General features: G+C 66.7%; 27 protein-coding genes. 19 read left to right on the top strand and 8 right to left on the bottom strand.

All coding sequences use genetic code 11. The features are described 5' to 3' along the window. The first annotated feature begins 43 nt into the window (after positions 1-43). The 4 genes from purM to U1708_RS03820 are packed head-to-tail and all read left to right on the top strand — an operon-like array spanning position 44 to position 2,688. Positions 44-1,159, top strand: a complete 1,116-nt coding sequence (purM, locus tag U1708_RS03835) for a phosphoribosylformylglycinamidine cyclo-ligase (protein ID WP_332742918.1) — start codon at positions 44-46, stop codon at positions 1,157-1,159. Beyond that, the gene (purN, locus tag U1708_RS03830) at positions 1,152-1,724 is read left to right on the top strand and encodes a phosphoribosylglycinamide formyltransferase (RefSeq protein ID WP_332742916.1); all 573 of its coding nucleotides are present in this window, start codon (positions 1,152-1,154) and stop codon (positions 1,722-1,724) included. The genes purM and purN overlap by 8 nt, the downstream gene beginning before the upstream one ends. Further along, positions 1,721-2,086 (top strand): MmcQ/YjbR family DNA-binding protein, encoded by a 366-nt coding sequence (locus U1708_RS03825; protein WP_332742914.1) that lies wholly within the window; start codon positions 1,721-1,723, stop codon positions 2,084-2,086. Before purN ends, U1708_RS03825 begins: the two co-directional genes overlap by 4 nt. Then, the gene (locus U1708_RS03820; RefSeq protein ID WP_332742913.1) at positions 2,083-2,688 is read left to right on the top strand and encodes a hypothetical protein; all 606 of its coding nucleotides are present in this window, start codon (positions 2,083-2,085) and stop codon (positions 2,686-2,688) included. Before U1708_RS03825 ends, U1708_RS03820 begins: the two co-directional genes overlap by 4 nt. Before the next feature lie 99 nt (positions 2,689-2,787). Here U1708_RS03820 and U1708_RS03815 read toward each other — a convergent pair whose 3' ends face one another. From U1708_RS03815 to U1708_RS03800, 4 genes are all read right to left on the bottom strand, one after another. Then, positions 2,788-3,306 carry a GNAT family N-acetyltransferase gene (locus U1708_RS03815; RefSeq protein ID WP_332742911.1) on the bottom strand — a complete coding sequence of 173 codons (519 nt, stop codon included), beginning with the start codon at positions 3,304-3,306 and terminating at the stop codon, positions 2,788-2,790. Beyond that, positions 3,306-3,728: a nucleoside-diphosphate kinase gene (gene ndk / locus U1708_RS03810; protein WP_332742909.1), complete on the bottom strand. Its 423-nt coding sequence runs from the start codon at positions 3,726-3,728 to the stop codon at positions 3,306-3,308. Before ndk ends, U1708_RS03815 begins: the two co-directional genes overlap by 1 nt. Before the next feature lie 73 nt (positions 3,729-3,801). Continuing rightward, on the bottom strand, positions 3,802-4,248 hold the full coding sequence (locus U1708_RS03805) for a DNA polymerase III subunit chi (protein ID WP_332742907.1): 447 nt from the start codon (positions 4,246-4,248) through the stop codon (positions 3,802-3,804). Between the two features lie 116 nt (positions 4,249-4,364). After that, entirely contained in the window at positions 4,365-5,840 is a 1,476-nt protein-coding gene (locus U1708_RS03800; RefSeq protein ID WP_332742906.1) for a leucyl aminopeptidase, read from the bottom strand. Positions 5,841-6,056: 216 nt separating this feature from the next. On the opposite strand from U1708_RS03800, the gene U1708_RS03795 reads away from it, so the two are divergent. From U1708_RS03795 to rsmA, 4 genes are all read left to right on the top strand, one after another. Beyond that, positions 6,057-8,321 (top strand): LPS-assembly protein LptD, encoded by a 2,265-nt coding sequence (locus U1708_RS03795; protein WP_332742904.1) that lies wholly within the window; start codon positions 6,057-6,059, stop codon positions 8,319-8,321. Between the two features lie 82 nt (positions 8,322-8,403). Beyond that, on the top strand, positions 8,404-9,825 hold the full coding sequence (locus U1708_RS03790; protein WP_443029961.1) for a peptidylprolyl isomerase: 1,422 nt from the start codon (positions 8,404-8,406) through the stop codon (positions 9,823-9,825). Continuing rightward, the gene (gene pdxA, locus U1708_RS03785; RefSeq protein ID WP_332742900.1) at positions 9,803-10,834 is read left to right on the top strand and encodes a 4-hydroxythreonine-4-phosphate dehydrogenase PdxA; all 1,032 of its coding nucleotides are present in this window, start codon (positions 9,803-9,805) and stop codon (positions 10,832-10,834) included. Before U1708_RS03790 ends, pdxA begins: the two co-directional genes overlap by 23 nt. Then, positions 10,831-11,646: a 16S rRNA (adenine(1518)-N(6)/adenine(1519)-N(6))-dimethyltransferase RsmA gene (rsmA, locus tag U1708_RS03780; protein WP_332742898.1), complete on the top strand. Its 816-nt coding sequence runs from the start codon at positions 10,831-10,833 to the stop codon at positions 11,644-11,646. The genes pdxA and rsmA overlap by 4 nt, the downstream gene beginning before the upstream one ends. 115 nt (positions 11,647-11,761) lie before the next feature. Here the strand turns inward: rsmA and U1708_RS03775 are convergent, their stop codons facing one another. From U1708_RS03775 to guaB, 3 genes are all read right to left on the bottom strand, one after another. After that, a complete protein-coding gene (locus tag U1708_RS03775) occupies positions 11,762-12,262 on the bottom strand; it encodes a tetratricopeptide repeat protein (RefSeq protein ID WP_332742896.1) in 501 nt (166 codons plus the stop codon). Between the two features lie 32 nt (positions 12,263-12,294). Continuing rightward, positions 12,295-13,482, bottom strand: a complete 1,188-nt coding sequence (locus U1708_RS03770; RefSeq protein ID WP_332742895.1) for an RsmB/NOP family class I SAM-dependent RNA methyltransferase — start codon at positions 13,480-13,482, stop codon at positions 12,295-12,297. 537 nt (positions 13,483-14,019) lie between these two features. After that, entirely contained in the window at positions 14,020-15,477 is a 1,458-nt protein-coding gene (gene guaB / locus U1708_RS03765; RefSeq protein WP_332742893.1) for an IMP dehydrogenase, read from the bottom strand. Between the two features lie 120 nt (positions 15,478-15,597). Between guaB and U1708_RS03760 the strand changes: the two genes are divergently transcribed. Then, positions 15,598-16,584 (top strand): SPFH domain-containing protein, encoded by a 987-nt coding sequence (locus tag U1708_RS03760; protein WP_332742891.1) that lies wholly within the window; start codon positions 15,598-15,600, stop codon positions 16,582-16,584. Then, positions 16,584-17,021, top strand: coding sequence for an NfeD family protein (locus tag U1708_RS03755; RefSeq protein ID WP_332742889.1), 438 nt, complete (start codon positions 16,584-16,586; stop codon positions 17,019-17,021). The genes U1708_RS03760 and U1708_RS03755 overlap by 1 nt, the downstream gene beginning before the upstream one ends. A gap of 272 nt (positions 17,022-17,293) precedes the next feature. On the opposite strand, the gene U1708_RS03750 is transcribed toward U1708_RS03755, so the two are convergent. After that, entirely contained in the window at positions 17,294-18,904 is a 1,611-nt protein-coding gene (locus U1708_RS03750) for a phosphoenolpyruvate carboxykinase (protein WP_332742887.1), read from the bottom strand. Positions 18,905-19,082: 178 nt separating this feature from the next. On the opposite strand from U1708_RS03750, the gene U1708_RS03745 reads away from it, so the two are divergent. The 9 genes from U1708_RS03745 to U1708_RS03705 all read left to right on the top strand — a co-directional run bounded on the left by U1708_RS03745 (position 19,083) and on the right by U1708_RS03705 (position 26,317). Then, positions 19,083-19,790, top strand: a complete 708-nt coding sequence (locus tag U1708_RS03745; protein ID WP_307084972.1) for a response regulator transcription factor — start codon at positions 19,083-19,085, stop codon at positions 19,788-19,790. Further along, positions 19,759-21,342, top strand: coding sequence for a sensor histidine kinase (locus tag U1708_RS03740; protein ID WP_332742883.1), 1,584 nt, complete (start codon positions 19,759-19,761; stop codon positions 21,340-21,342). The genes U1708_RS03745 and U1708_RS03740 overlap by 32 nt, the downstream gene beginning before the upstream one ends. A gap of 9 nt (positions 21,343-21,351) precedes the next feature. Continuing rightward, a complete protein-coding gene (locus U1708_RS03735) occupies positions 21,352-21,792 on the top strand; it encodes an HPr kinase/phosphorylase (RefSeq protein ID WP_332742881.1) in 441 nt (146 codons plus the stop codon). Between the two features lie 15 nt (positions 21,793-21,807). After that, entirely contained in the window at positions 21,808-22,722 is a 915-nt protein-coding gene (gene rapZ / locus U1708_RS03730) for an RNase adapter RapZ (protein WP_332742879.1), read from the top strand. Between the two features lie 15 nt (positions 22,723-22,737). Then, positions 22,738-23,145, top strand: coding sequence for a PTS sugar transporter subunit IIA (locus U1708_RS03725; protein ID WP_056058662.1), 408 nt, complete (start codon positions 22,738-22,740; stop codon positions 23,143-23,145). Beyond that, the gene (locus U1708_RS03720; protein ID WP_248520683.1) at positions 23,142-23,417 is read left to right on the top strand and encodes an HPr family phosphocarrier protein; all 276 of its coding nucleotides are present in this window, start codon (positions 23,142-23,144) and stop codon (positions 23,415-23,417) included. Before U1708_RS03725 ends, U1708_RS03720 begins: the two co-directional genes overlap by 4 nt. A gap of 126 nt (positions 23,418-23,543) precedes the next feature. Continuing rightward, the gene (locus tag U1708_RS03715) at positions 23,544-24,359 is read left to right on the top strand and encodes a TrmH family RNA methyltransferase (protein ID WP_332742871.1); all 816 of its coding nucleotides are present in this window, start codon (positions 23,544-23,546) and stop codon (positions 24,357-24,359) included. 144 nt (positions 24,360-24,503) lie between these two features. Then, the gene (locus U1708_RS03710) at positions 24,504-25,967 is read left to right on the top strand and encodes a L,D-transpeptidase family protein (RefSeq protein ID WP_332742869.1); all 1,464 of its coding nucleotides are present in this window, start codon (positions 24,504-24,506) and stop codon (positions 25,965-25,967) included. Positions 25,968-25,978: 11 nt separating this feature from the next. Next, positions 25,979-26,317 carry a hypothetical protein gene (locus tag U1708_RS03705; protein ID WP_332742867.1) on the top strand — a complete coding sequence of 113 codons (339 nt, stop codon included), beginning with the start codon at positions 25,979-25,981 and terminating at the stop codon, positions 26,315-26,317. Position 26,318 lies beyond the last annotated feature (1 nt).

The following is a 26,318-nucleotide window of genomic DNA, read 5'->3' as shown; positions in this document are numbered from 1 at the left end:
CAGACGTGGAAATCCAAGCGCGATGTGGCTAGCAGCACCGATCATGACCGATACGCCAGACTCCGCCGCTCCCGCCACGGGCTCCTATACCTACGCTCAAGCGGGCGTTTCGATCGCCGCAGGCAATGCGTTGGTGCGCGCGATCGCCCCGCTCGCGCGCTCGACGCGGCGTCCGGGTGCCGACGCGGATCTTGGTGGGTTCGGTGGCATGTTCGACCTCAAGGCGGCAGGGTTCGTCGATCCGTTGCTGGTGGCGGCGAACGATGGCGTCGGCACCAAGTTGAAGCTGGCGATCGAATGGGACCGGCATGAGGGCGTCGGCGTCGATCTCGTCGCGATGTGCGTCAACGACCTGATCGTGCAGGGCGCCGAGCCTTTGTTCTTCCTCGATTATTATGCGAGCGGGAAGCTCGATGCGGCAGTCGCCGAGCGTGTCGTCGCGTCCATCGCCGAGGGCTGCAAGACCGCGGGTTGCGCGCTGATTGGCGGCGAGACCGCCGAGATGCCGGGCATGTATGCGGACGGCGATTACGACCTCGCGGGCTTCTGCGTCGGTGCTGTCGAGCGGACCAACGTGCTGACCGGGCGCGAGATCGCGGTGGGCGACGTGATGCTCGGCCTGGCGTCGTCGGGTGTGCATTCGAACGGGTTCTCGCTGGTTCGCCGGCTAGCGACGGATCGCGGTTGGAAGCTCGATCGACCTGCGCTGTTCGACCAGGACAAGTTGCTGATCGATCATCTGATGGCGCCGACTCGCATTTACGTGGCGAGCCTGCTGCCGTTGCTGCGCGAGCGGCGGATCAAGGGACTGGCGCATATCACCGGTGGTGGCCTGCTCGAGAACATTCCGCGCGTGCTGCCAGACGGCGTGCATGCGGTTGTCGATGCAGACGCGTGGGAGCAGTCGCGGTTGATGGCGTTCCTTCAGGCGCAGGGCGCGATCGAGCCGGAGGAGATGGCGCGGACGTTCAACTGCGGCATCGGCATGGTCGTGATCGTGAGCGCCGACGAGGCCGAGGCGGTGACTTCGGCACTGGAGGCGGCGGACGAGACGGTGTTCACGATCGGGCGGATCGAGACCGGGGCGCATGGCTGCACGGTTCGCGGGTCGGCGGGAACTTGGAGCGCGCGCGAGGACTGGACCGCGACGCATGGCTAAGAAGACGCGGGTCGGCGTGCTGATCTCCGGGCGCGGATCGAACATGATGGCGCTGGTCGGCGCATCGCGCGCGGCCGAGTGTCCGTATGAGATCGCACTCGTGGCTTCGGACAAGCCGGATGCGGCTGGGCTCGAATGGGCGCGGTCGCAGGGTCTGGCGACGTTTGCGCTTTCACCCAAGGGTTTAGGGAAGCCTGCTTACGAGGCGGCGATAGATGCGGCGTTGCGTGAGGCTGGCGTCGAGGTCGTTGCGCTGGCCGGGTATATGCGGTTGCTGTCGGACGGTTTCGTCGCGGCGTGGCGTGACCGGATCGTCAACATCCATCCTTCGCTGCTGCCCAAGTATAAGGGGCTCGACACGCACGCGCGGGCAATCGCGGCGGGCGATGCGGTCGGCGGGTGCTCGGTGCATGTCGTGACCGAGGAACTCGATGGCGGCGTGGTGCTGGGGCAGGCCGAGGTGCCGATCCTTGCGGATGACGATGCGGATGCGCTTGCGGAGCGCGTGCTTACGGCCGAACATGCGCTGTATCCCAAGACCTTGGCGGAGTTCGTGACGCGATGACCGATCTGTCCCCTCTCGACCGCGTTCGTGCGGCGGCGCTGGCGTTGCCCGAGACCGAGGAAACGGTGTCGCATGGCCAGCCGACGTTCTTCGTCGCGGGCAAGCAGTTCGCGCAGTTCCGGGCGGACCATCATGACGATGGGTTGACCGTCGTGTGCGTGAAGACGGGTGGGGCCGACGAGCAGGCGATGCTGATCGAGGCGAACCCGGGCGTGTATTCGCGGCCGGCGTATCTTGGTGCGACCGGGTGGGTCGGCGTGAACCTTGCGGGCGATCTCGACTGGGCGCTGGTCGAGGACCGGATCGCGCGGAGTTGGGAACTGGCGGCCCCTGCCCGCCTGCTAAAGGCTGGCGGTCGATGAGCGGCGAGACTCCGACCGAACGGCGCGAGGCTGCGGCGACGCGGCGGCGCTGGGTGACGCTGGCGGAAGTCGTGGCGGTTGCGGGTGTGCTGATCGCCGCGCTGACGTTGTGGACCAACTGGTCGGATCACCGTGCGAACGAGGCGGACAAGCTCGCCGCGCAGTCGAGTGCGGCGCGCGAGCGGACCAAGATCGACCTGTCGGCGATCGTGCAGGATGGCGGCAATACGCTGTTGTTGAAGGATGCGCGGCATGACCTTCAGGACGTGACGATCACGTTTCCCAAAGCGCTTGGCGTAGCGCCGCAGCGGCCGCCGGCCGAGCCGATCATCGACGCCTCGTGGGTCTCGGCGCCGATGCTGAAGCTCACCGATGGTGGTTCGGATGATCGTGCGGGGCGGCTGCCGGTGCTGGTGAGCGTGCAGTATTTCGATGGCGACCGGACGCGCTCGGCGGTTGGGATCTACGATGTGATCTGGAAGACCGAGGGGCGGATGCTGCGGGGGCGTGCGTTGAAGCTCGAGGGCTTGCGGGTTCGGCAACGTGGCGGGGATCAGGCGCGGCTCGATGCGATCTGGGCGAAAGAGAAGCCCGCGGCCTAGATCGCACCGTACAGCATGTTTCCCCGCGAAGGCGGGGATCCAGACTGGGCTCCCGCCTTCGCGGGAGAACAAGGGGGCGGTGGCCGCCCGTTCTAATCCTCACACCGCTCGTGCGTAGACCGGGTCGTCGTGGAGGGTGGTGCCTACTGTGAACTGCCGGGCGCCGATTACCTTGAAGCTGTGGCGTTCGTAGAAGGCTCGGGCGCGAGTATTCTGGTCCCATACGCCTAGCAGGACGCGAGTGTGGGCCGCCGCGGCGGCGTCTTCGAGGGCGCGGGCCATCAGGGCAGCGCCGAGGCCGGTGCCTTGCGCGTGCTTCATAAGGTAGATGCGGCGGAGTTCTATGTCCGCTGGGCCGGGTTCGATCGGGAAATCGGGTGCGGTCAAAACCGTGTAGCCGATCGGTGCGTGGCCGGGCTCGTGCTCGGCGAGCGTCACGATCGTCGCCGGATCGGCCAGCCACGTCTCGAACGCGGCGATGCTGTTCTTGGCCGTGCAGTGGGCGACGATGTCCGCCCCCGACAACACGGTCGCATAGGTATCGAGAAATGTGGCGGATGCGACGAGCGACAGCGCGGGCGCGTCGCCCGGCCCTGCCCGTCGCAACCGCCAGGTCATCAGCCGACGATTTCTTCGGGCTCGAAGAAGTACGCGATCTCGATCTCGGCGTTCTCGTCCGAATCCGACCCGTGCACGGTGTTGGCTTCGATCGACTCGGCGAGTTCCTTGCGGATCGTGCCGGGCTCGGCGTTGGCGGGGTTGGTGGCGCCCATGATGTCGCGGTTGCGCTGCATCGCGTTCTCGCCTTCGAGAACCTGGACGACGACCGGGCCCGAAATCATGAACGAGACGAGCTCGCCGAAGAACGGACGCTCCTTGTGGACCGCGTAGAAGCCCTCGGCCTGCTCGCGGGTCATCTGGATGCGCTTCGAAGCGACGACGCGCAGGCCGGCTTCCTCGAGCATCTTGGTGACCGCACCGGTCAGGTTGCGGCGGGTTGCGTCGGGCTTGATGATCGAAAAGGTACGGTTCGCGGCCATGATGGTCACGGGCTCCTGTAATAAAGCTTTGGAAAAGTGGCGCCGCCCTAGAGCCGGGGCGGTCCGAATGCAACTAGGCGGCCTGTTCCCAACGCCCGGCGTCGTTCTGTTTCCAGTAGCGGCGTTCGACGCCATCGCGGTCGGCGAGCGCTTTCCAGGCGAGGCGGGCTTCGCGGATCGCTTCGTCGTCGAAGATGTGGAACGCGCGGTCGAAGGTCAGGGTCAGGTCACGCCAGCGACCATCGACGACCGCGACGTTGCGCGCCGCATTGGCTGGGGCGGTTTCGAGTATGTCGTCCGCGATCAGAATGGGTTGCGCTGCATCGTCGTTGCTGCCGGCCTGGGCGTGGGGGAGGAAACTCTCGGGGGCGTAGGACCAGAGCAGGCGGTCGAGGGCGGTGCGTTGTTCCTGGGGTTCGGCGACGATCAGGAGGCGGCCGCCGGTTGCGACCACACGCTCGGCGATGCGTGGGAGGACGCGGTCGAGGGGGCTGGTTAGGTGGTAGAAATCGACCTGCATGATTTACTCCCCTTCCGCTTGCGGGAGGGGTCGGGGGAGGGCTTTGCCTCGCTCGATACCGCTCGCGGTTTCCCCTCCCCTAACCCCTCCCGCAAGCGGGAGGGGAATTCTTGCGTTCAGCCCTCGAAATTGTCGGCGACGAACTGGTCAAGCAGGCGGACGCCGTAGCCGGTTGCGCCCTTGTCGTGGTTCGTCCCCGGCTTGTCGGACCAAACCATGCCGGCGATGTCGAGATGCGCCCACTTCACGCCCTCGTCGACGAAGCGCTTGATGAACTGCGCCGCGGTGATCGAGCCGGCGCCGCGGGGGCCGACGTTCTTCATGTCGGCGATCGGCGAATCGATCAGCTTGTCGTAGGCGGGTGACAGCGGGAAGCGCCAGAGCGTGTCGCCGGTAGCCTTGCCCGCCGCGATCAGCTGGTCGGCGAGCGCGTCGTCATTGGCGAAGATGCCGCCATTCTCGGTGCCGAGCGCGACGATCATCGCCCCCGTTAGCGTGGCGAGATCGACGATCGTGGTCGGCTTGTGTGCCTGCTGCACCCACGTGACGCAATCGCAGAGCACGAGGCGTCCCTCGGCGTCGGTGTTGAGCACTTCGATCGTCTGGCCGGACATCGAGGTGATGACGTCGCTCGGGCGCAGTGCCGCGCCGTCGGGCATGTTCTCGACCAGGCCCATCACGCCGACGACGTTCGCCTTGGCCTTGCGGCTCGCCAGCGCCTTCATCGCGCCGGCGACGGCCCCCGCCCCGCCCATGTCCCACTTCATGTCTTCCATGCCGGCGCCGGGCTTGATCGAGATGCCGCCCGAATCGAACGTCACGCCTTTGCCGACGAACGCGAGCGTGGGCGCGTCGGCCCCTGCCCCGTTCCACTTGAGCGCGAGAATGCGGGCTTCACGGCGCGAGCCCTGGCTGACGCCGAGCAGCGAGCCCATGCCGAGTTCGGTCATCTGCGCTTCGTCGAGCACGGTGATCTCCAGGCCGAGACCCTCGACCTCCTTCGTCACCTTCTCGACGAAGCTCTCAGGATAGACGACGTTCGGCGGCGAGGTGACCAGCCAGCGGGTCAGGTCGAGACCGCCGGTGACCGCGGACTGCTCGGCCCAGGCGGCGTCGGTGCCGTCGGGCGCACCGGCGATGGTGATCTCGGTCAGAGTCGGCTTCGACTTCTCGGCGAGCTTGGTACGGTACGTGTCGTAGCGCCATGCGCGCTGCGCGGCGGCGGCGGCGAAGTGCGCGGCCGCCTTCGCGGTCGGCGTGGCACCGGCCGAGAGGTCGGCGACGACCGAGGTCGCGCCCGAGGTCAGCAGGCGTGCGGTGATCGCGCCGCCAGCCTTCTCCCAATCGGCGTTCTCGCCCGTGCCAACGCCGACGAGCAGGACCTGGCGTACTGCACCCTCGACGGGCACGAACAGCTCGACGACCGATCCGGCCTCGCCCGCGAACCGCGCTGCCGCTGCTGCGCTGGTCGCCACCGCCTCGACATCGCCGCCGATCGCGCTCCACTTGGTCTGTGCAACGCCGTCCTTTGCGACGGGCACGGCGAGGATCTGGGCGTTGGCGGGAACGGTCGGGGCGAAGACGATCTGCATGAAGAAACCTCGGGAAGCTTTTGAACGGATGTGCGTACCCCATAAGTTGATGCCGCGGGTCCGGCAAAGCAAGGTGGAGCCCCTCAACGCCCGATGATTGCGGCGACGCGCCTGCAAGCGAGTGCGGGATGCGATTGCAGCGAAGGGCCGGTGGTGCGATAGGCGGGCGATATGGCGGCAAACGGCTGCCCAGTGCCAAAGGGGTTGGTTCGGATCGTGTTGCGTATCGACCTTTTGACGGGTTGTGCCGTTTCGCTCGCGCTGGCGTGCGGACTGGCTAGTTCACCCGTGCAGGCCCAGGATTTCCAGAACCGTCCGGTCGCGCCACCGGTTCAGGACCCGCCGGTCGCCAATGCGTCGACGGCGACGCCGGCCGACGACCAGGTGCAGTTCAGCTCCACGGCGCTGGAATACAACACCAACACCGATATCGTCACCGCGACCGGTGAAGTCCGCATGTTCCGCCAGGGCAGCCGACTGCGCGCCGACAAGGTCGTGTGGGACCGCAAGACTGGCAAGGTCGTCGCGACCGGCAACATCGCAGTCACCAATCCCGAAGGCGACATCGCGTATGGCGACGAGATCAACCTTACCGACTCGCTGAAGGACGGCGTGGTCGATAACATGCTCGTCGTGCTCGAACAGGGCGGACGTCTGGCGGCCAAGCAGGGTACGCGCGACGCCAACGGCACGGTCAATCTGAAGACGGCCGCCTACACGCCGTGCAGCGTCACAAACACCGCCGGTTGCCCGAAGGAACCGACGTGGAAGATCACCGCGGTCCGCGTCACCTATCGGCCAGAACGCAAGCGCATCTTCTACAAGGGGGCGCGGCTGCATCTGTTCGGGTTGCCGAGCCTGCCGCTGCCCGAATTCTCGAACCCCGTCGGTGGCGGCAGCGATAGCGGTCTGCTCTCGCCGAATGGTGGCTATAGCCGCGTCAACGGCGTCGAAGTCAGCGTCCCCTATTACTGGAAGCTCGCCCCCAACCAGGGGCTGGTCATCACGCCGCACATCTATAGCAGCGTGCTGCCGATGGCGCAGGTCGACTATTCCGCGCTGAATTCGAAGGGTGCGTTCAAGATACGCGCCTATGCGACCGAAAGCCGGCGCAGCGACGATCTGACGACCGCCACCCCGACCGACACGAGCATGGCGTTTCGCGGCTATATCGACGGCATGGCGCGGTATCAGCTGTCGCCGAACTGGACCGCGAGCGGTTCGCTTCGTCTGACGACGGACCGGACGTTCCTGCGTCGCTACGACATTTCGCGCGACGATCGGCTGCGCACCACGGCCAGCCTGGAGCGGATCGACGACAGCAGCTACTTCTCGCTGAGCGGCTGGTACGCGCAGACGTTGCGCGTTGCCGACAGGCAGGGGGAACAGCCGATCGCGCTGCCCGAAATCGACTATCGCAAGCGCTTCGACGACGGGCTGGTCGGTGGCCGGTTCCAGCTCCAACTAAATACGCTCGCCCTGACCCGCACCGATGGCCAGGATACGCAACGCGCGTTCGGCAGCCTGCAATGGGATCTGCGCCGCTTCACGAACTGGGGCCAGGAGGTCGTTTTCACGGCGTTTGCGCGCGGCGATCTCTACAATACCAACGACATCAGTGCCACGATCCCCAGCTATCAGGGGCTCGAAGGTTTCCGCCAGCGCGTCATCGGCGCGGCCGCGGTGGACGTGAAATGGCCGTTCATCGGCACGTTCATGGGGGGGACGCAGCGCTTTACGCCACGCGTGCAGTTCGTCGCGGCGCCCAAGGTGGCCAATATCACGTTGCCGAACGAAGATTCGCGCGCGGTCGACCTGGACGACACCAACCTGTTCTCGCTCAACCGGTTCGCCGGCTATGATCGGTTCGAGGATTCGTCGCGCGTCACCTATGGTGGCGAATGGGCGCTCGATCTGCCGGGGATCGCGTTCACCACCAACGTCGGCCAGAGCTACCGCGTGGACACGCGGCCGACGATCCTGCCCGACGGCACCGGGCTCAGCGACCGGTTCTCCGACATCGTCGGGCGCAGCGAGCTTCGGTTCCGCGACTTCGTCTCGATCGTCCACCGCTACCGGCTCGACAAGGATGGCTTTGCGATCCGCCGCAACGAGTTGGACGCGACGATCGGGTCGCGCGCGACCTACGTTCTGGTCGGGTATCTGAAGCTCAATCGCAACATCGATGCCTCGATCGAGGATCTGCGCGACCGCGAGGAAGTCCGCGTCGCCGGCCGCGTGCAGTTTGCGCGGTTCTGGTCGGCGTTCGGCTCGGGCGTGGTCGATCTCACCAACGCATCGGAAGATCCGCTGTCTCGCAGCGACGGCTTCACGCCGATCCGCCACCGACTTGGCGTGCAGTATGAGGATGACTGTCTGCGTCTCGGCGGGACCTGGCGGCGGACCTACAACGACACCGGCGACGCGCGTAAGGGCAACAGTTTCCTGTTGACGCTGGCCTTCACCAACCTCGGCCGCTAAGCCCGCGTTCAGCTACTTTGGGGCAAACCGCGTTGGATATGCGTCGTCATGGCAATGACGGTGCTATGTATGGCGTGCGATGATGGGATACCGACACTTGAAGCATGATGTTCGACTGGCGGCGCGTGGCGGCCGTGTGATCGGTTCGGTGGTTTTGGCCGCGCTGGCGGCAAGCGCGATCGCGCAAAGCGCTCCCCCGCAAGGTGCCGCAGGCCAGGCCGGCGCGGGTCGGACGGTCCAGGACCAGAGCGTGCCGGACAATACCGGTCTCGACATCCCGACCAACCTGCAGATCTTCGGCAAGGTCGACCCCAACGTCCGCAAGCCGACCGCGATCGTCAACGACACGGTTATCACCGGCACCGACGTCGACCAGCGAGTCTCGCTGGTGGCGATGGCGAACGAGGCGAAGCTGTCGCCGGAGGACCGCGAGCGGCTGAAGCTGCAGGTGCTGCGCCAGCTGATCGACGAGACGCTCCAGATCCAGGAAGCGAAGACCGCCGACATCACGATCACCCCGGCCGAGCTGACGCAGAGCTATGACGCGGTGTCGAAGCGCTTCAACCGCACGCCCGTCGCGATGCGGGCGTATCTGCGCGAGTCGGGCTCGTCGGAGCGTTCGCTGAAGCGTCAGATCGAGGGTGAGCTTGCCTGGCAGCGCTATCTGCGTCGCCGCGTCGAGCCGTTCGTCAACGTCGGCGACGAAGAAGTGAAGTCGATCATCGACCGTCTCCAGGCGGCCAAGGGCACCGACGAGTTCAACCTCAAGGAAATCTATCTCGCGGCGACTCCGGCGAACAGCCAGCAGGTCTATGCGAACGCCAAGCAGATCCTGCAGGAGATTCAGAAGGGCGCGCAGCCGTTCGAATATTATGCGCGCCAGTTCTCCGAAGCGTCGACCCGCGCGGTCGGTGGCGATCTCGGCTGGATTCGGACGGCGACGTTGCCGGCCCAGCTGGCCGAGGCCGCGACCTCGATGCAGGTCGGCCAGGTTGCCGGGCCGATCGAGGTCTCGGGCGGCTATTCGATCCTGTATCTTACCGACAAGCGGCAGGTGCTGACCGCCGATCCGCGTGACGCCAAGCTCAGCCTGAAGCAGCTGACGTTGCGCTTCCCGCCGAATACCAACCAGGCGCAGGCCAGCGCGCGGGCGCAGGCGTTCGCCAAGGCGACGCAGGAGCTGCGTGGCTGTGGTACGGTCGAGAAGGTCGCGGCCGGGATCGGTGCGGACGTCGTCGACAACGACACGGTTCGCATCCGCGACCTTCCGCCGCAGCTTCAGGAAGTGATGCTGAAGCTCCAGGTTGGCGAGTCGAGCCCGCCGTTCGGGTCCGCGGAACAGGGCGTTCGTGCGTTGGTGCTGTGCGGTCGCGACGAGGCGTCTGGCGGTTCGGTGCCGAACTCCGAGCAGATCCAGGGGCAGCTCGAGCAGCAGCGCGTCAATTTGCGCGCCCAACAGAAGCTGCGCGATCTGCGGCGCGATGCCGTGGTCGAATATCGGTGATTGGATCGTGAGCGGCGTCTCGCCACTGGCGGTGTCGATGGGTGATCCTGCCGGGATCGGGCCCGAGATCATCGCCAAGGCCTGGGATGCGCGCGAGACGCACCGCTTGCCGCCGTTCGTTGCAGTCGGCGATGCGCGGGCGATCGAGCGCGTGTGGGCGGGCCCGATCGCGCGGATCGCAGATCTGGGCGCGGGGGCAGCGGTGTTCGGCGAGGCGTTGCCGGTGCTGACCGTAAGCGATGCAGGAGCGATCGTGCCGGGTGAGCCCGACGCGGACGGAGCACGGTGCGCCTTGCATTCGCTTGAGCTGGCCGTCGGTCTCGTCCGCACGGGCGCGGCGCGGGCGCTGGTGACGGGGCCGGTGTCGAAGTCGCAACTGTATGCGATCGGTTTCAGCCATCCAGGGCAAACCGAGTTCGTCGCCGAGCGCTACGGCGTGGCGGGCGACAATGCGGTGATGATGCTCGCCGGGCCGTCGCTGAAGGTCGTGCCGATCACGACCCACGTGCCGTTGAAGGAAGTGTCGGCGCTGCTGACGATCGACCTGATCGTCGCCAAGGGCCGGGCGACGGCGCGCGGGTTGTTGAAGAACTTCGGGATCGAGAACCCGCGACTCGCCTTTGCGGGGTTCAATCCGCATGCCGGCGAGCAGGGTGCGCTGGGGCGCGAGGAGATCGAGATCATCGCGCCGGCGATCACTATCCTTCGCGAGGAAGGTATAGATGCGACGGGGCCGTTTGCGGCGGACACGATGTTCCACCCGCGGGCGCGCGCGACCTATGACGTCGTGATGTGCTGCTATCACGACCAGGCGCTGGTGCCGCTCAAGACGATCCATTTCGACGAGGGCGTCAACATGACGCTGGGGCTGCCGATCGTCCGCACCTCGCCGGATCACGGCACTGCGTTCGCGATCGCCGGCAAGAACCTTGCCGAACCGGGCGCGATGATCGCGGCGATCCGGATGGCCGGCGAGGCGGCGAACCTGCGCGCCAGCAGCGCGGCGTGACGGAACTTCCGCCGCTGCGCGAGGTGATCGCGCGTTATGGACTGAACGCGAGCAAGGCGCTTGGGCAGAACTTCCTGTTCGATGGGCAGTTGCTCAAGCGGATCGCGGCGGTGCCGGGTGATTTGCAGGGTGCCGAAGTGCTCGAAGTCGGGCCTGGTCCCGGTGGCTTGACGCGTGCGCTGCTTGCCGCTGGTGCGCGCGTGACGGCAATCGAGCGCGATCGGCGGTGTATTCCGGCGCTGGCGGAGCTCGGCGAGGCGTATCCGGGTAAGCTGCGGGTGATCGAGGGCGATGCGATTGAAGTCGATGCGCCTGCGCTGTTCGAGGGCAAGCCGCATATCGTGTCGAACCTGCCGTATAATATTGGCACCGCGCTGCTGGTCGGCTGGCTGTCGACGTCGTGGTTGCCGTGGTGGCAATCGTGCACGCTGATGTTCCAGAAGGAAGTCGCCGAGCGGATCGTCGCCAAGACCAATGACGATCATTACGGGCGGCTGGCGGTGCTGGCGCAGTGGCGCTCGACCGCGCGGATCGCGATGCCGGTGCACCGCTCGGCGTTCACGCCGCCACCGAAGGTGATGTCGGCGGTGGTGCATCTGGTGCCGGTGGAGGCGCCCGAGGGGGTGAACTTCGCGGTGCTGGAGCGGCTGACGGGCGCGGCGTTCGGGCAACGGCGGAAGATGTTGCGACAGAGCCTGAAGGGCGTGCCGGGGGCGCTGGACGCGCTGGAGCGGATCGGGGTGGAGGCTACGCGGCGGGCGGAAATGCTGTCAGTGGCCGATTTTACGGCGTTGGCGCGCGAGACCCGCTGATCTTCCCCCCTCCCTGGAAGGGAGGGGTTGGGGGTGGGTTGGCTGCTTGGCGGGCGTTGCGCTGGTCCGGAGGGCGACCCACCCCCTGCCCCTCCCTTTCAGGGAGGGGAGTGCATCAGTCCTTGGCGGCTACCGGCGTCTTGTCGACCTGCGCCGTTGCGATCGGCGGACCTTTCGCGATCACCGCGGACAGCTGCGTCGCTTCCGGGCACGCGCCCTTGCAGAGCGTGCGGATCTTCACGAGGTTGTCCTTCGCGCGGACCACGGCGCCCTTGGCGACGAGCGCCTCGCCCTGCCCCTTCAACGCCGCGACGTCGTTCGGTTCGAGCAGCAGCGCCTCGCGGTACAGGCGGATCGCCTTGCCCGGCAGGTCGCGCGTTTCGGCGACCTTCGCGAGCAGCAGGAACGCGGCACGGTTGCGCGGATCGACCGCGACCGAGGTTTCCAGCACGTCCGTCGCGCCGTCGAGATTGCCTGCGGCGACCAGCGAGCGACCCTGGGCAAGAAGCTGCATCGAGCGCGCGTCGATCTGCGCGTCGGGACGCTGCCCGCTGAGCGAGGTCGATACGCACACGAGTGTCAGCGTGGCGGCAAAGGCAACGGACGAAAAACGCATGATCGTCTCCAGGCGGGTCATTAACCGGCTGGCTAGCACGCAGCCCGGAGGCGCGCGACAAAAAAGCCGTCGGTGCCATCGCGGCCGGGTTCGAGGCGGACGCCGTTGCCGTGCTTTGCGCCGGCGGGGAGTGTCAGGGGCTCGGTGGTCCAGCCGGGATGCGCGTTCAGGAACCAGCTAACCTGGTCGGTGCCCTCGGCGTCGAGCAGCGAGCAGACGATGTAGACGAGCGCGCCGCCGGGCTTGACCAGCGTGGCGGCCACCGAGAGCACCTGTTGCTGCGTCGATTGCAGCCGCGAGACGCGATCCGGCGTGAGCCGCCAGCGTGCCTCGGGATTGCGCCGCCAGGTGCCGGTGCCCGAGCAGGGGGCGTCGACCAGCACGCCGTCGGCGCGACCGGCCCATTCGCTGAGCGCCTCGATCTCGCGCGTAGGGTTGAGCAGGCGGCTCTCGACGATCGTCGCGCCGGCGCGGGTCGCGCGGGGAGCGAGGCGCGAGAGGCGGTTGCGGTCGGTGTCGCAGGCGAGGATGACGCCTTCGTTCTTCATCGTCGCGGCGAGCGCGAGCGTCTTGCCGCCGGCGCCGGCGCAGAGATCGACGATGCGCTCGCCCGGCTTCGCCTGCATCGCGAGGCCGACAAGCTGGCTGCCTTCGTCCTGCACTTCGAGTGCGCCTTCGTTGAAGAGCGGGAGCGCTTCGACGTTGGTGCCGGTCGGGAGGCGGATGCCGTCCGGTGCGTGGGGGGTGGCTTCGGCTTCGGGTAGAGCGGCGAGGACGGTCGCGCGGTCCGAGATCAGCGTGTTGACGCGGAGATCGAGCGTGGCGCGGCCGGCGAGGTCGGTCAGCGCGGCGCCGTCCAGGCCGGAGGCGCGGAGGGCTTTCGTCAACCACTGTGGCGCTACACCGGCGCGGGCGCGGGGTTCGTCCTTGGCGATCGGGGCTGGGGCGTGGGTGGAACCGTCGAAGGTTGCGGCGAGGTCGGGGTCGGCGTCGGCGACGAGCAGCATGGCCGCGCGCCCGTTTTCGGGGCGGTCGCCGGCTTTGCGGATCGCGGCGTAGACGAGCTCGCGGACGGCGCGGCGGTCCTTGGAGCCGGCGTAGCGGCGGGTGGCGAAATAGCGAGCGATCAGCGTGTCGGCGGCGGCGCCGGATTCGCGGGCGGCGGCGATGATCTGGTCGAGGAGTTCGATCGCGGCCTGGGTGCGTGCGGGGGGAGTCACGTGTTGGCTCCCGACTTCGGGTGGGTTCGGGGGGGGATTTGGTACGGGGTGTTCGTCATCATCCCCTCCCCTAGCCCCTCCCGCTCGCGGGAGGGGAATAATTTCGGGTTGGCGTCCACGCCGCAGTAGATCCCGCCGCGTAGCCCGTCATTTGCTCGCCCGTCGTCCCTCAGCCCGTCATCCCCTTCCCCGTCATCCCGGCGAACGCCGGGACCCATGGTTGCGATTTGGGTGATGGTTGCGCGCTACGCCGGGTCACCGTGTCCGTGGGTCCCGGCGTTCGCCGGGATGACGGAAGGGGGTGTGACCAATGTCATGTCGTTCTGGCTTAGGACCCGCACACAATCGTCATCCCCGCGCAGGCTGAGATCCAGATCCTCGAAGGTTTGCGATCACCTCGTGAGGCCAGCCAATTATGGGTCCCCGCCCCCGCGGGAATGACGATTGTGAGTAGGGATACTTCCCAGTCGTTGGCCAGTGGGCAAGCGGCAACCGACCCAACCGCTGCTTCGCCGTTCCAGCGAGAGGGAAGCACCGTTACCGCGTGGGGTAGTTCGGTGCTTCGCGCGTGATCGTCACGTCGTGGACATGGCTCTCCATCAGCCCCGCGCCCGTGATCTGGACAAACTCTGCCCGCGCCTGGAGATCCGGGATCGTCGCCGACCCCGTATACCCCATCGCCGCCTTGATGCCGCCGACAAGCTGGTGGACGACGTCTCGTGCCGGGCCCTTGTAGGCGACCTGCCCCTCGATACCCTCGGGCACGAGCTTCAGCTGATCCTTGATGTCGCCCTGGAAATAGCGATCCGCCGAGCCGCGGCCCATCGCGCCGACCGAGCCCATGCCGCGGTACGACTTGTATGCGCGGCCCTGGTACAGGAACGTCTCGCCTGGAGCCTCGTCGGTCCCTGCGAGCAGCGAGCCGATCATCACCGTGGACGCGCCGGCCGCGAGCGCCTTGGCCATGTCGCCCGAGGTGCGGATGCCGCCATCGGCGATCACCGGCACGCCCGCCTTGTGGCCCGCTTCGGCGCAATCCATCACCGCGGTCAGCTGCGGCACGCCGACACCGGCGACGACGCGCGTGGTGCAGATCGAGCCGGGACCGATGCCGACCTTGATCCCGTCCGCGCCCGCACCGATCAGCGCGCGCGTCGCTTCGCCGGTCGCGACGTTGCCCGCCACCACCTGGACCGAGTTAGACAGCTTTTTCACGCGCTCGACCGCGCGGCCGACGTCGCGGTTGTGGCCGTGCGCGGTGTCGATGACGATCAGGTCGCAGCCGGCGTCGACCAGCTGTTCGGTCCGATCGAAGCCCTTGTCGCCGACCGTGGTCGCCGCAGCCACGCGCAGGCGGCCGGCTTCGTCCTTTGTGGCGTTCGGGAACATCACCGCCTTCTCGATGTCCTTGACGGTGATCAGGCCCACGCAGCGATATTGTGCGTCGACCACGAGCAGCTTCTCGATGCGGCGGGCGTGGAGCAGGCGACGCGCTTCCTCCTTGCCGACTTCGGTCGAGACGGTGGCGAGGTTCTCATGCGTCATCAGCTCGCTGACCGGCTGTTTCGGATCTCCCGCAAAGCGCACGTCGCGGTTGGTGAGTATACCGACAAGTTTGCCGTCCGCCTCGACGACGGGGATGCCGCTGATCCGGTGGCCGGACATCAGTGCCTGCGCCTCGGCGAGCGTGGCGGTCGGCCTGATCGTGATCGGGTTGACCACCATGCCCGATTCGAAGCGCTTGACCTGGCGCACCGCGACCACCTGCTCCTCGACGGTCAGGTTGCGGTGGAGCACGCCGATGCCGCCGAGCTGCGCCATGACGATCGCCATGTCGGCTTCGGTGACGGTGTCCATCGCCGACGAGAGAATGGGGATGTTGAGCGCGATGCCGCGCGTCACTTGCGTGCGGGTATCGGCCTGGCTTGGCAGCACGTCCGATTCCCCCGGATACAGGAGGACGTCGTCGAATGTGAGGCCGAGGCGGATATCCATGAGAGCTGCCGTTCCTGGGTGTGAGGTGGCGCGCCATGTAACCAAAGGCGCGGCGTACGGCTAGGCCTGTCCTTCAGCGACGTGCTATAGCGGTACGATACACGGATGGGGGATGAACCGATGGGTCTGATCGTTGCCGCGCTCCTACTGGCACTCGTGCTGCTGTACCTCTTCACCAGCATCAAGATCGTCCGCCAAGGCTATCAGTACACGATCGAGCATTTCGGCCGCTTCACCACCGTCGCGCGGCCCGGCTTCAATTTCTACCCCGCGTTCTTCTACCGCGTTGGGCGCAAGGTGAACATGATGGAGCAGGTGATCGACATCCCCGGGCAGGAGATCATCACCAAGGACAATGCGATGATCTCGACCGACGGGGTCGTGTTCTTCCAGGTGCTCGACTCGGCCAAGGCGGCGTACGAGGTGTCGGACCTGTACCAGGCGCTGTTGCAGCTCACGACGACGAACCTGCGCACGGTGATGGGGTCGATGGACCTCGACGAGACGCTGTCGAAGCGCGACGAGATCAACGCGCGGCTGCTGAACGTGGTCGATCATGCGACGACGCCGTGGGGCGTGAAGATCACGCGCGTCGAGATCAAGGACATCCGACCGCCCGCCGACATCGTCAACGCGATGGGCCGGCAGATGAAGGCCGAGCGCGAGAAGCGGGCGAACATCTTGGATGCGGAGGGTTCGCGGGCTTCGGAGATTCTCCGCGCCGAGGGGCAGAAGCAGGCGCGGATCCTGGAGTCCGAGGGCCGCAAGGAATCGGCATTCCGTGACGCCGAGGCGCGCGAGCGGGCGGCGGTGGCGGAGGCTTCGGCGACGCGCGCGGTGTCGCAGGCGATCGAGGAGGGTGGCGCGCAGGCGATCAACTATTTCATCGCACAGAAATATGTCGAGGCGATCGGCAAGTTCGCGACGTCTCCGAACGCGAAGACGATCCTGTTTCCGGTCGAGGCTACGCAGTTGATGGGGACGCTTGGGGGGATTGGGGAACTGGCGAAGGATGCTTTGCGCGATGCGGTCGCGTCGCCGCCGGCCAAGCCTGTTGCGCGTGGCCCGTTCGAGTTGTCGAAGTCGACCGAGGTTCCGAAAAGCTGATGGACGTGATCGGGTCGGCTGGCGTGTGGCTGATCGCGGCGCTGGTGCTGGGGATCGCAGAGCTTGCGGTGCCGGGGGTGTTCCTGGTGTTCCTCGCGATCGCTGCGGCGGTGACCGGGGTGGCGGTGTTCGTGTTGCCGGATCTGCCGGTGGCGGCTCAGTTGGGTGCGTTTGCGGTTTGGAGCGTGGTTGCGGTGCTGATCGGGAAGCGCTGGTACCGGGATTATCCGGTCGAGGGCGGGGATCCGATGTTGAACGATCGGTCTGCCCGGCTGGTGGGGCAGGTCGTGGTGGTCGAGACGGCGATTGTTGGGGGGCGTGGTCGGGTGCTGGTTGGGGACGGGAGTTGGCCGGCTCGGGGTGCGGATGCTGGGGTTGGCGCTCGGGTTCGGGTGACTGCTGTGGTCGATGGTGAGGTGGTGGTGGAGGCCCTTTAGTCCTGTCTCATTCGGGGAGGGCGAACTCACTGCTCCCCTCCCTGGAAGGGAGGGGTTGGGGGTGGGTCGGGTTCCGCTTGGCGAACCGCTCGGGCTCGAGCCGGCCTACCCACCCCCGGCCCCTCCCTTTCAGGGAGGGGGGAAGTAGCTTTCGGGGTGGCGCGCGCGCGTGGCGGCGAGGGTGAGGGCATTTCGTATCACGTGCCCTCACCTTCCCAACCGACTTCGTCGTGCGGGCCCCTTCCTCTCCCCTGAAGGGAGAGGAGTTTTGATTAGGCCGCCTCTCTCACCTTTGGCGCGGCCTGCCGCACGCCCTCGTCGACGTGTTCGGCGAACTGGGCAAAGTTTTCTACGAACAGGTCTACCAGCTTGGCCGCGGTTGCGTCGTAGGCGTCCTTGTCCGCCCAGGTGGTGCGCGGGTCGAGGATTGCGCTGTCTACGCCGGGGACGCTTACCGGGACCTGGAAGCCGAAGTTCGGGTCCGTGCGGAACTCGGCATCGTTGAGGCTGCCGTCCAGCGCCGCGTTCAGCAACGCCCGCGTCGCCTTGATCGGCATGCGGTTGCCGACGCCGTATTTGCCGCCGGTCCAGCCGGTGTTGACCAGCCAGCAATCGACGCCGCCCTTGGCGATCCGCTCCTTGAGCAAATTGCCGTACACCGAGGGATGCCGCGGCATGAACGGTGCGCCGAAGCACGTCGAGAAGGTCGCGTCCGGCTCGGTGACGCCGATCTCGGTCCCGGCGACGCGCGCGGTGTAGCCCGACAGGAAGTGGTACATCGCCTGGTCGGGCGTCAGTTTCGCGATCGGCGGGAGGACACCATACGCATCCGCCGTCAGCATCACGATGTTCCGCGGAACCGGCCCCATGTTCTCGGCGGACGCATTCGGGATGAAGTCGATCGGGTACGCACCACGGCTGTTCTCGGCCAGCGTGTGGTCGTCGAGATCGAGCAACCGCGTCGCCGGGTCCATCACGACGTTTTCCAGCACCGTCCCGAACCGCTTAGTGGTCGCGAAGATCTCCGGCTCGGCATCCGCGGACAGGCGGATCATCTTGGCATAGCACCCGCCCTCGAAATTGAAGACCGCGGTGTCGGACCAACCATGCTCGTCGTCGCCGATCAGCGTCCGGCTCGCGTCCGCCGAGAGCGTCGTCTTGCCGGTACCCGACAGCCCGAAGAACACCGCGGTGTCCCCGTTCGCGCCCATGTTGGCCGAGCAATGCATCGGCATCACCCCGGTCGGCGGCAGCAGATAGTTAAGCAGCCCGAACACCGACTTCTTCATCTCGCCGGCATATTTGGTGCCGCCGATCAGGATCAGCTTGTCGGTGAAATTGACCGCGATCACCGTCTCGCTCCGGCAGCCGTGACGCGCGGGGTCGGCGCGGAAGCTGGGCAGGTCGACGATCGTGTAGTCCGCGACGAAGTCCTTCAGCGCCGCCTGTTCGGGCCGTACCAGCATCGTCCGGATGAACAGGTTATGCCACGCCAGTTCGGTGACGACGCGGACCTGTACGCGGTGATCGACCTGCGAGCCGCCGTACAGATCCTGCACGAACAGCTCGTCCTTGGCGGCGAGCGCGGCGAAGAAATCCTCCTTCAGCGCGGCGAAATGCGCGGGCTCCATCGCCTTGTTGCTCTTGCCCCACCAGACGGTCGCGTCGGTCTCGGCATCGCGGACGATGAACTTGTCCTGCGCCGAGCGACCGGTATGCGCGCCGGTCTCGACGACCAGCGGACCGTCTGCGGACAGCGTCCCCTCACCGCGTTCGAGCGCGGCCTCGACGAGTTGTGCAGTGACCAGGTTCCAGTGCAGATTGGCGCGGGTTTCGATCCCCTGCGCGGGTAGGCCGACGGCCGGAATACGCTCGTTCGACACGGGCTCTCTCCTAAGTTTTATCGCATACGTATGTATGTCGTTGCCCCCGGCTGTACGGGGCCGGTTTCCACCGGTCAAACACGCTAATATGCACCGCTGTCCCGATACGGCTCTAGTTGAGTGCAGACGCGGTTTGCCCTACGCCGTCATGCCAACGACCAAGGCAAGCGACCCAGAAATGACGGCAACGATCGCGCTGGTCGACGACGACCGCAACATCCTGACCTCCGTGTCGATCGCGCTGCAGACCGAAGGCTTCGTCACGCGCGTCTATTCCGACGGCGAGACCGCGTTGAAGGCGCTGACGGACAACCCGCCCGATCTCGCGGTGTTCGACATCAAGATGCCGCGGATGGACGGACTCGAACTGCTACGCAGGTTCCGCGAAAAGAGCCAGGTTCCGGTGATCTTCCTGACCAGCAAGGACGACGAACTCGACGAGGCGCTCGGCCTCGCGATGGGCGCGGACGACTATATCGCCAAGCCGTTCTCGCAGCGGCTGCTGATCGCGCGCATCCGTGCGATCCTGCGCCGGACGGAACTCACCCAGTCGCCCGGAACCGAGACCGCAGAGGAGGCCGCCGGGCCGCTCGATCGCGGACGCCTCAGCATGGACCCGGCGCGGCACCGGACCTTGTGGGGCGGCGAGCCGGTGACGCTGACGGTCACCGAGTTCATGATCCTGGAGACGCTCGCGCAGCGGCCCGGTATCGTCAAGACGCGCAACCAGTTGATGGATGCCGCGTATCAGGACGACATCTATGTCGACGACCGGACCATCGACAGCCACATAAAACGACTCCGCCGCAAATTCAGGCAGGTCGATCCCGCGTTCGACGCTATCGAGACATTATATGGTGCCGGGTATCGATTTTCTGAGGAATGAACTGGGCGTTGACGGCCGCGATCTCACGCTGCGGTGGTCGGGTCAGATCTCGCTCACGCGGCGGATCCTGGCGGTCAACATCTTCGCGCTGCTGCTGCTGGCGGGCGGGTTCTTCTATCTCGATTCTTACCGCAGCCGCGTGGTCGACAACCGCGTTGCGCAGACCGCGCGGGAAGCACGACTGATCGGCGAGGCGATCGCCGCGGTCGATCCGGCGTTGCGCGATCCGCTGGTGGTCAGGCTCGCGCGCGATACCGGTTCGCGGATCCGGCTGTTCGATGCGGGGGGCCGGGCAATCGTGGACAGCCGCGCGCTGGGCCTGCGGAACTTCGTGTTGATGGACCCCGACAAAGAGGCTTGGGACCAGACGATTGCCCGGTTCCTGGACGCGGCGATCGACGTCATCGTGATGGCGCCCCGCCCCCCGCTCTACCGCGAGCGTAGCGGCACGCAGCAATGGCCCGACGTAGCCGCAGTCCGCGGACGCAGCCTCGTTTCGACGACGGTCTGGCGCGCGCCCGATCGTACGCCGGTGCTGACCGCGGCCGCGCCGCTTCGCGCCGGTGGCGTCGTGATGACGACGGTCAATGCGCGCGACATCACCAAGACGGTGCGGATCGAGCGGTTCCGACTGAGCATGGTCCTGCTGGGCGTGTCGATCGTCTCGATCCTGTTGTCGTTGTTCCTGGCGCGCACCATCGTCCGTCCGCTCCGTCGCCTGGCGCGAGCGGCGGTAAGGGTCAGGCTGGGGCGGGCCCGCGAAGTCGTGGTGCCGCGCCTGCCCTCTCGTCGCGACGAACTCGGGATGCTCGCACGCGCGCTCTCCGACATGAGCCTCGCACTCCGCGCGCGGATCGACGCGACCGAGGCATTCGCCGCCGACGTCACGCACGAGATGAAGAACCCGCTCGCCTCGCTCCGGTCCGCCGTCGAGGGACTGTCGCGCGTGAAGGACCCGGCATTGCAGGCGCAGCTGCTCGCGATCGTCCGCGACGACGTCCACCGGCTCGACCGGTTGCTCTCGGACATCTCCGAGGCCTCGCGACTCGACGCGCAGCTCAGCCGCGCGAAGTTCGAACCGGTCGACATCGCCGCGATGATCGACGGCTTGGTCGCGCAGCGCGATGCGCGCGGTGTCGAGCGCGGCATCCGCCTGAGGTTCGATCGCAACCCCGACGATCGCACGGTCATACTAGGCGAAGGCGCGAGGCTGGAACGCGTGTTCGAGAATCTGATCGACAACGCGCTGTCCTTCTCGCCCGACGCAGGCCTGATCGCCGTCTCCGCGATTCGGGAAGGCGAAGACCTCGTCATTCGCGTCGAGGACGAAGGTCCCGGCGTTCCGGAAGCGGCACGCGAGGACGTGTTCATGCGCTTCCACTCGGTCCGCCCGGACAGCGAGACGTTCGGGCAACATTCCGGACTGGGCCTCGCGATCGCGCGCACCATCGTCGATGGCCATCAGGGGGCGATCTTCGTCGAATCGCGCGAGGATAGGCTCGATGGCGCGCGCTTCGTCGTAAGGCTACCGCTCGCCGAGATGCCGGAGTAAGGACGGCGCGTGGTCGTCCCATCCTCCGACAGGCTCCACGCCACCACGGTCGCCATCGACGGCGTGGCGGTGATGATCGAGGGCGCGTCGGGATCGGGCAAGTCCGACCTCGCACTGCGCCTGATCGACCGCGGCGCAATCCTCGTCAGCGACGACCAGACGCTCGTGATCCGTGCCGGCGACACGTTGTATGCGCGTGCGCCAGCGACGATCGCGGGACGGATCGAAGTCCGCGGGATCGGCATCCTTGCGATGCCCTATGTCGAGGACGTACCGGTCGCGCTGCTCGTCCGGGTGGACGGCGCGATCGAACGGATGCCGGAACGCCGCGTGCGGACCATCGCGGGGATCGACGTTCGCGAGTTCGCGGTCGATCCGTTCCACGCATCCGCCCCGATCAAGGTCGAACTCGCATTGCGCAATCCCCAACCTTTAGAATCGGGCCTGTAGAATGACGCGTTCAGTATGACTCGGCCGAAGGACATCCTGCTCGTCACCGGCATGTCGGGGGCCGGCAAGTCGACCGTGCTCAAGACGCTGGAGGATCTGGGCTGGGAGGTGGTCGACAACCTGCCGTTGCTGCTGCTCGACCGGCTGCTCGACGCGCCGCTCTCCGAAGGATCGCCCAACGATTCGCAGCCGCTCGCGATCGGTATCGGTGCCCGGACGCGCGATTTCGACCCCGATCGGATCGTCAACCGCATCCGCGATCTGCGCGATCGGCATGGGCTCGAGATCGGGATGTTGTTCCTCGATTGCTCGGGCGCCGAACTCGAACGTCGCTATTCCGAGACTCGGCGGCGGCATCCGCTCGCGCTCGATCGTCCGGCGAACGACGGTATCGGCCGCGAGCGGGAGTTGCTTGCGCCGTTGCGGGACTGGGCGAACCGGCTGATCGACACGACCGACATGGCCGCCAACGAACTGGCGCAACAGATTCGGGCGAGCTTCTCGGGTGAGGCGCGCGGCGAACCGACATTGTCGATCCGCTCGTTCGGATTTGCACGCGGCCTGCCCCGTAACGCGGACCTGGTGTTCGACATGCGCTTCCTGCGCAATCCGCACTGGGATCACGACCTTCGCCCCGGCACCGGGCTGGACGCCGACGTGTCCGCCTACATCATGGACGACCCCGCCTATGAAGCTGCGGTGAGTCGGATCGAGGAGCTGCTGATGCTGTTGCTCCCGCGCTACAGGGCGGAGGGCAAGTCGTACGTCACGGTCGCATTCGGGTGTACCGGAGGGAGACACCGGTCGGTCCACGTCGCCGACCGCGTGGCGCGACGGTTGCGCGACGCGGGATTTTCCCCCAGTATTGCACACCGCGACCTGGGGGCCGCTCCACAAGATGCGCTCGAAGGATCACCGGTCGTCTTATGAGTATGAAACGCTGACATGATCGGCCTTGTCCTGGTAACGCACGGTCGATTGGCCGAAGAATTCGTTCGCGCGATGATCCACGTCGTCGGCCCGCAGGAGCGCGTTGCGCCGATCGCGATCGGTCCCGACGACGACATGGAGGAGCGCCGCGCGGATATCGCCGCCGCGATCCAGGCGGTCGATGTCGGGCGCGGCGTGATCGTGCTGACCGACCTGTTCGGCGGCACCCCCTCCAACCTCGCCATCTCGCTGATGGAGCGCGGTCGGATCGAAGTGATCGCGGGCATGAACCTGCCGATGCTGATCCGGCTCGGGTCGGCGCGCAAGTCGATGACCGTCGTCGCTGCTGTCGCGGCGGCGCGCGAAGCCGGGCGCAAGTATATTTCGGTGGCATCCGAGGTTCTCGGCGAGGCTGCGGCGTGAGCGAGGTCTCGCGCACCGTCCAGATTACCAACCGCCGTGGGCTGCATGCCCGGGCGAGTGCCAAGTTCGTGACGCTCGCCTCGACGCATAGTGTCGAGGTGCGCGTGACCAAGGACGGGTCGGATCACGTCACCGGCACCTCGATCATGGGGCTGATGATGCTCGGTGCGGCGATGGGCGACGCGATCACGATCAGCGCTAGCGGCGACGGCGCGGAGCATACGGTCGCGGCGCTCGCCGAACTGGTCGAGGCGAAGTTCGGCGAGGATTGACGTGACTGCTCCCCTCCCGCAGGCGGGAGGGGTTGGGGGTGGGCGCGCGCTCACCATAATCGAAACATTTGCTGAGGCCGGGAGCCCGCCCCCGGCCCCTCCCGCATACGGGAGGGGAGGACAAGAATGCCCCGCGAGATAACCGCCTTTTCGAACCCGCTGATCAAGTATGTCCGCGACCTGCGTGACAAGCGACATCGGCGTGCGGCCAAGCAGTTCCTCGCCGAGGGCCTGCGCATCCTGACCGAAGCGCGAGAGACGGGACGCCTGCCCCGGACTCTGTTCTACGCGGCAGCAAGCGCGAACCATCCGCTCGTCCATGCGCTGTCCATGGACGTCGAGGAGGCTGGCGGCGAGTCGATCCAGACCACGCCGGACATTCTTTCTAAGCTGTCGGGCAAGGACAACCCGCAAGCCGTCGTCGGCGTGTTCGACGAGTTCGACGCGACGCTCGAAGACCTCGACCGCACCACGTCCGGCATCTGGCTGGTTGCGGAACGGCTGCGCGATCCGGGCAATCTGGGGACGATCCTGCGTACCGGCGACGCGGTCGGCGCCGGCGGGCTGATCCTGATCGGCGAGTCGGTCGACCCCTTCTCCGTGGAGGCGGTGCGCGCGAGCATGGGCGCGCTGTTCACGATCCCCGTCGTGAAGACCGAGTGGGAGCCGTTTCTCGCCTGGTTGCGGACCGGGCCGGGTCAACTTGTCGGACTGAGCCTCGATACGGATGCCGACTACCGCTCCGCCAGCTATACCGGCCCGACTTTCCTGCTCACCGGCAACGAAGCGCAGGGCATGCCGCCCGAAATGGCCGAGGCGTGCGATGTGCTGGTCAAGATTCCGATGCGCGGCAAGGCGGACAGCCTCAACGCAGCCGTCGCGACCGCGGTGATGGCCTATGAAGTGCTTGCACGGCAGGGAAATTCCGAAGCTTCCGCCTGAACCGACGAATTTGGCCCGATTGGCGATGCTTAGCGAGTCCGGTTCAGCTAAGGGAGAGCTGCGTCGTGCGAAAGCATCGGCGAGCTACGGTTAGACGGGATGAGTATGGCGCGCGGTTTGGATGATGGACGAGAGAAGGCCGGTATGATCCGGTCGGCGATCGCGGTTGCTGTGACGCCGCTGCTGATGGCGACTCCGCTGTTCGCACAACAGGTTACGCCCCCGCCGGTGACGCCGACCGTGCCAATGACCGCGCCGATGGCGTCGCCGATGCTGGCACCGCCGGTCATTACCGTGCCGACGCTGAGCGACACGCAGGCGACGTTGCTCGACAAGCTTCTCAACGGCGACATCGTCGCGCAGGGCCTCAAGTCCGCCGCGACCGCGTCGACCACCGCGCCGACTAAGGAGGAGCTCGTCCGTGCCGCGCTCGACCATGCGCGGGCGGTGCACGCGGGTCGTCTCAGCGAGGCCGATTTCCAACGGGACTGGGGCCTGCGTCCGCCCGCGTACGATCCGACGCCGGCGTTCGCCGATGCGGTGCGGCTGGACCGGATCGCGGCGTGGTTCGCGTCGCTGCCGCCGCCCTATGCCGGCTATGACGGGCTGCGTAAGGGCCTCCAGAATTACCGTTCGATCGCTTCTGCGGGCGGCTGGTCGCCACTCGCCTCGGGGCCGGACTTCACGCTCGGCGCGACCGGTTCGCGAGTTATCGCGCTCCGCAAGCGGTTGGCGGTCGAGGACAAGGACGTCTCGACCAGCGGCGATACGTTCGACGCCGGCCTGCTCGACGCGGTGCGTCGTGCGCAGCGTCGTTATGGTCTGAACCCGAGCGGCATCGTTTCGACCCAGACGCTGGCGGCGCTGAACGTGTCGGCGACCGACCGCGTGCGTCAGATCATGGCGAACATGGAGCGCTGGCGCTGGCTGCCGCAGGACCTGCCACGCGACCGTATCCAAGTGAACATCGCCGCGGCCGTGCTCACCGTGTTCGATGGCGACACCCCCGTGCAGTCGATGCGGGCGGTCACCGGTCGTCCGGGCGACGAGACGCCGATGCTGTCCTCCACGATCCACAGCATCGTCATCAATCCGCCGTGGAACGTGCCGACCTCGATCGCGACGAAGGAGTTGTGGCCGAAGGAGAAGGCCAACCCCGGCTATCTGAAGCGCAACGGCTTCAAGGTGATCGGCACGCGGCTGCAGCAGCAGGCCGGCGACCAGAGCGCGCTCGGCCGGTTCAAGTTCGATTTCGCCAATGATTATTCGGTGTACCTGCATGACACGCCGAGCCGCGCGAAGTTCGCGAGCTTCAGTCGGCTTTCGAGCCATGGCTGCGTACGCCTTGAAAAGCCGGGCGAACTTGCCGACCTGTTGCTGAAGGGCGATCCCGCCTGGACGCCGGAGATGGTCGACGCCGCGGTGGCCAAGGGTGACACGGTGCGTGCGCGCCTGACCAAGCCGGTATCGGTCTATCTGCTCTACTGGACCGCGTTTGCCAGCGGCAACGGCCAGATGAACTTCCGCGCCGATCCCTATGACTGGGACGGCATTCTCGCTTCCAAGATCGAGGCACGCACCGCGCGCCAGACGATCGCCGCTCGCTGAGAGGGTCTGACATGACGATTTCCACCCGCACCCGTACCGTCATCGCCGGTGGCCTGCTTGCCGCGATGGCGCTCGCCGGCTGCTCGAGCTCCGAGCCCGAGCAGCCGGCGACGGACGTCAACATGGTCGAGGATACCGGGGTTACCGAGTCCGAGGCGGCAGAGCCCGCCCCGGTCGAGGCAGCACCGGTCGAAGCAGTCCCGCCGGCGCCGGCCGTGGTCGAGCCTCCCCGCGAGAAGCCGATCGCGCCGGACGAGCAGATGCTCGACGACGCGGATGCGACGGGCATGACCGCCCGCGTGACGCGCGACGAAGAGCCGACCGAGAATGAGGAAGCCCCTCAGCAATAAG

It is taken from the genome of Sphingomonas arabinosi (assembly GCF_036663715.1).
In the GTDB taxonomy this organism is placed as follows: Bacteria; Pseudomonadota; Alphaproteobacteria; order Sphingomonadales; family Sphingomonadaceae; genus Sphingomonas.
Note: the sequence above shows the minus strand (reverse complement) of the source record. Positions and strands in the feature narration are given on the sequence as shown.

Excerpts from the sequence above, each read along its gene's own strand:
- purM (WP_332742918.1), top strand. The coding sequence starts at position 44 with ATGACCGATACGCCAGACTCCGCCGCTCCCGCCACGGGCTCCTATACC.
- purN (WP_332742916.1), top strand. The coding sequence starts at position 1,152 with ATGGCTAAGAAGACGCGGGTCGGCGTGCTGATCTCCGGGCGCGGATCG.
- U1708_RS03825 (WP_332742914.1), top strand. The coding sequence starts at position 1,721 with ATGACCGATCTGTCCCCTCTCGACCGCGTTCGTGCGGCGGCGCTGGCG.
- U1708_RS03820 (WP_332742913.1), top strand. The coding sequence starts at position 2,083 with ATGAGCGGCGAGACTCCGACCGAACGGCGCGAGGCTGCGGCGACGCGG.
- U1708_RS03815 (WP_332742911.1), bottom strand. The coding sequence starts at position 3,306 with ATGACCTGGCGGTTGCGACGGGCAGGGCCGGGCGACGCGCCCGCGCTG.
- ndk (WP_332742909.1), bottom strand. The coding sequence starts at position 3,728 with ATGGCCGCGAACCGTACCTTTTCGATCATCAAGCCCGACGCAACCCGC.
- U1708_RS03805 (WP_332742907.1), bottom strand. The coding sequence starts at position 4,248 with ATGCAGGTCGATTTCTACCACCTAACCAGCCCCCTCGACCGCGTCCTC.
- U1708_RS03800 (WP_332742906.1), bottom strand. The coding sequence starts at position 5,840 with ATGCAGATCGTCTTCGCCCCGACCGTTCCCGCCAACGCCCAGATCCTC.
- U1708_RS03790 (WP_443029961.1), top strand. The coding sequence starts at position 8,404 with ATGGGATACCGACACTTGAAGCATGATGTTCGACTGGCGGCGCGTGGC.
- pdxA (WP_332742900.1), top strand. The coding sequence starts at position 9,803 with ATGCCGTGGTCGAATATCGGTGATTGGATCGTGAGCGGCGTCTCGCCA.
- U1708_RS03775 (WP_332742896.1), bottom strand. The coding sequence starts at position 12,262 with ATGCGTTTTTCGTCCGTTGCCTTTGCCGCCACGCTGACACTCGTGTGC.
- guaB (WP_332742893.1), bottom strand. The coding sequence starts at position 15,477 with ATGGATATCCGCCTCGGCCTCACATTCGACGACGTCCTCCTGTATCCG.
- U1708_RS03760 (WP_332742891.1), top strand. The coding sequence starts at position 15,598 with ATGGGTCTGATCGTTGCCGCGCTCCTACTGGCACTCGTGCTGCTGTAC.
- U1708_RS03755 (WP_332742889.1), top strand. The coding sequence starts at position 16,584 with ATGGACGTGATCGGGTCGGCTGGCGTGTGGCTGATCGCGGCGCTGGTG.
- U1708_RS03745 (WP_307084972.1), top strand. The coding sequence starts at position 19,083 with ATGACGGCAACGATCGCGCTGGTCGACGACGACCGCAACATCCTGACC.
- U1708_RS03740 (WP_332742883.1), top strand. The coding sequence starts at position 19,759 with ATGGTGCCGGGTATCGATTTTCTGAGGAATGAACTGGGCGTTGACGGC.
- rapZ (WP_332742879.1), top strand. The coding sequence starts at position 21,808 with ATGACTCGGCCGAAGGACATCCTGCTCGTCACCGGCATGTCGGGGGCC.
- U1708_RS03725 (WP_056058662.1), top strand. The coding sequence starts at position 22,738 with ATGATCGGCCTTGTCCTGGTAACGCACGGTCGATTGGCCGAAGAATTC.
- U1708_RS03715 (WP_332742871.1), top strand. The coding sequence starts at position 23,544 with ATGCCCCGCGAGATAACCGCCTTTTCGAACCCGCTGATCAAGTATGTC.
- U1708_RS03710 (WP_332742869.1), top strand. The coding sequence starts at position 24,504 with ATGATCCGGTCGGCGATCGCGGTTGCTGTGACGCCGCTGCTGATGGCG.
- U1708_RS03705 (WP_332742867.1), top strand. The coding sequence starts at position 25,979 with ATGACGATTTCCACCCGCACCCGTACCGTCATCGCCGGTGGCCTGCTT.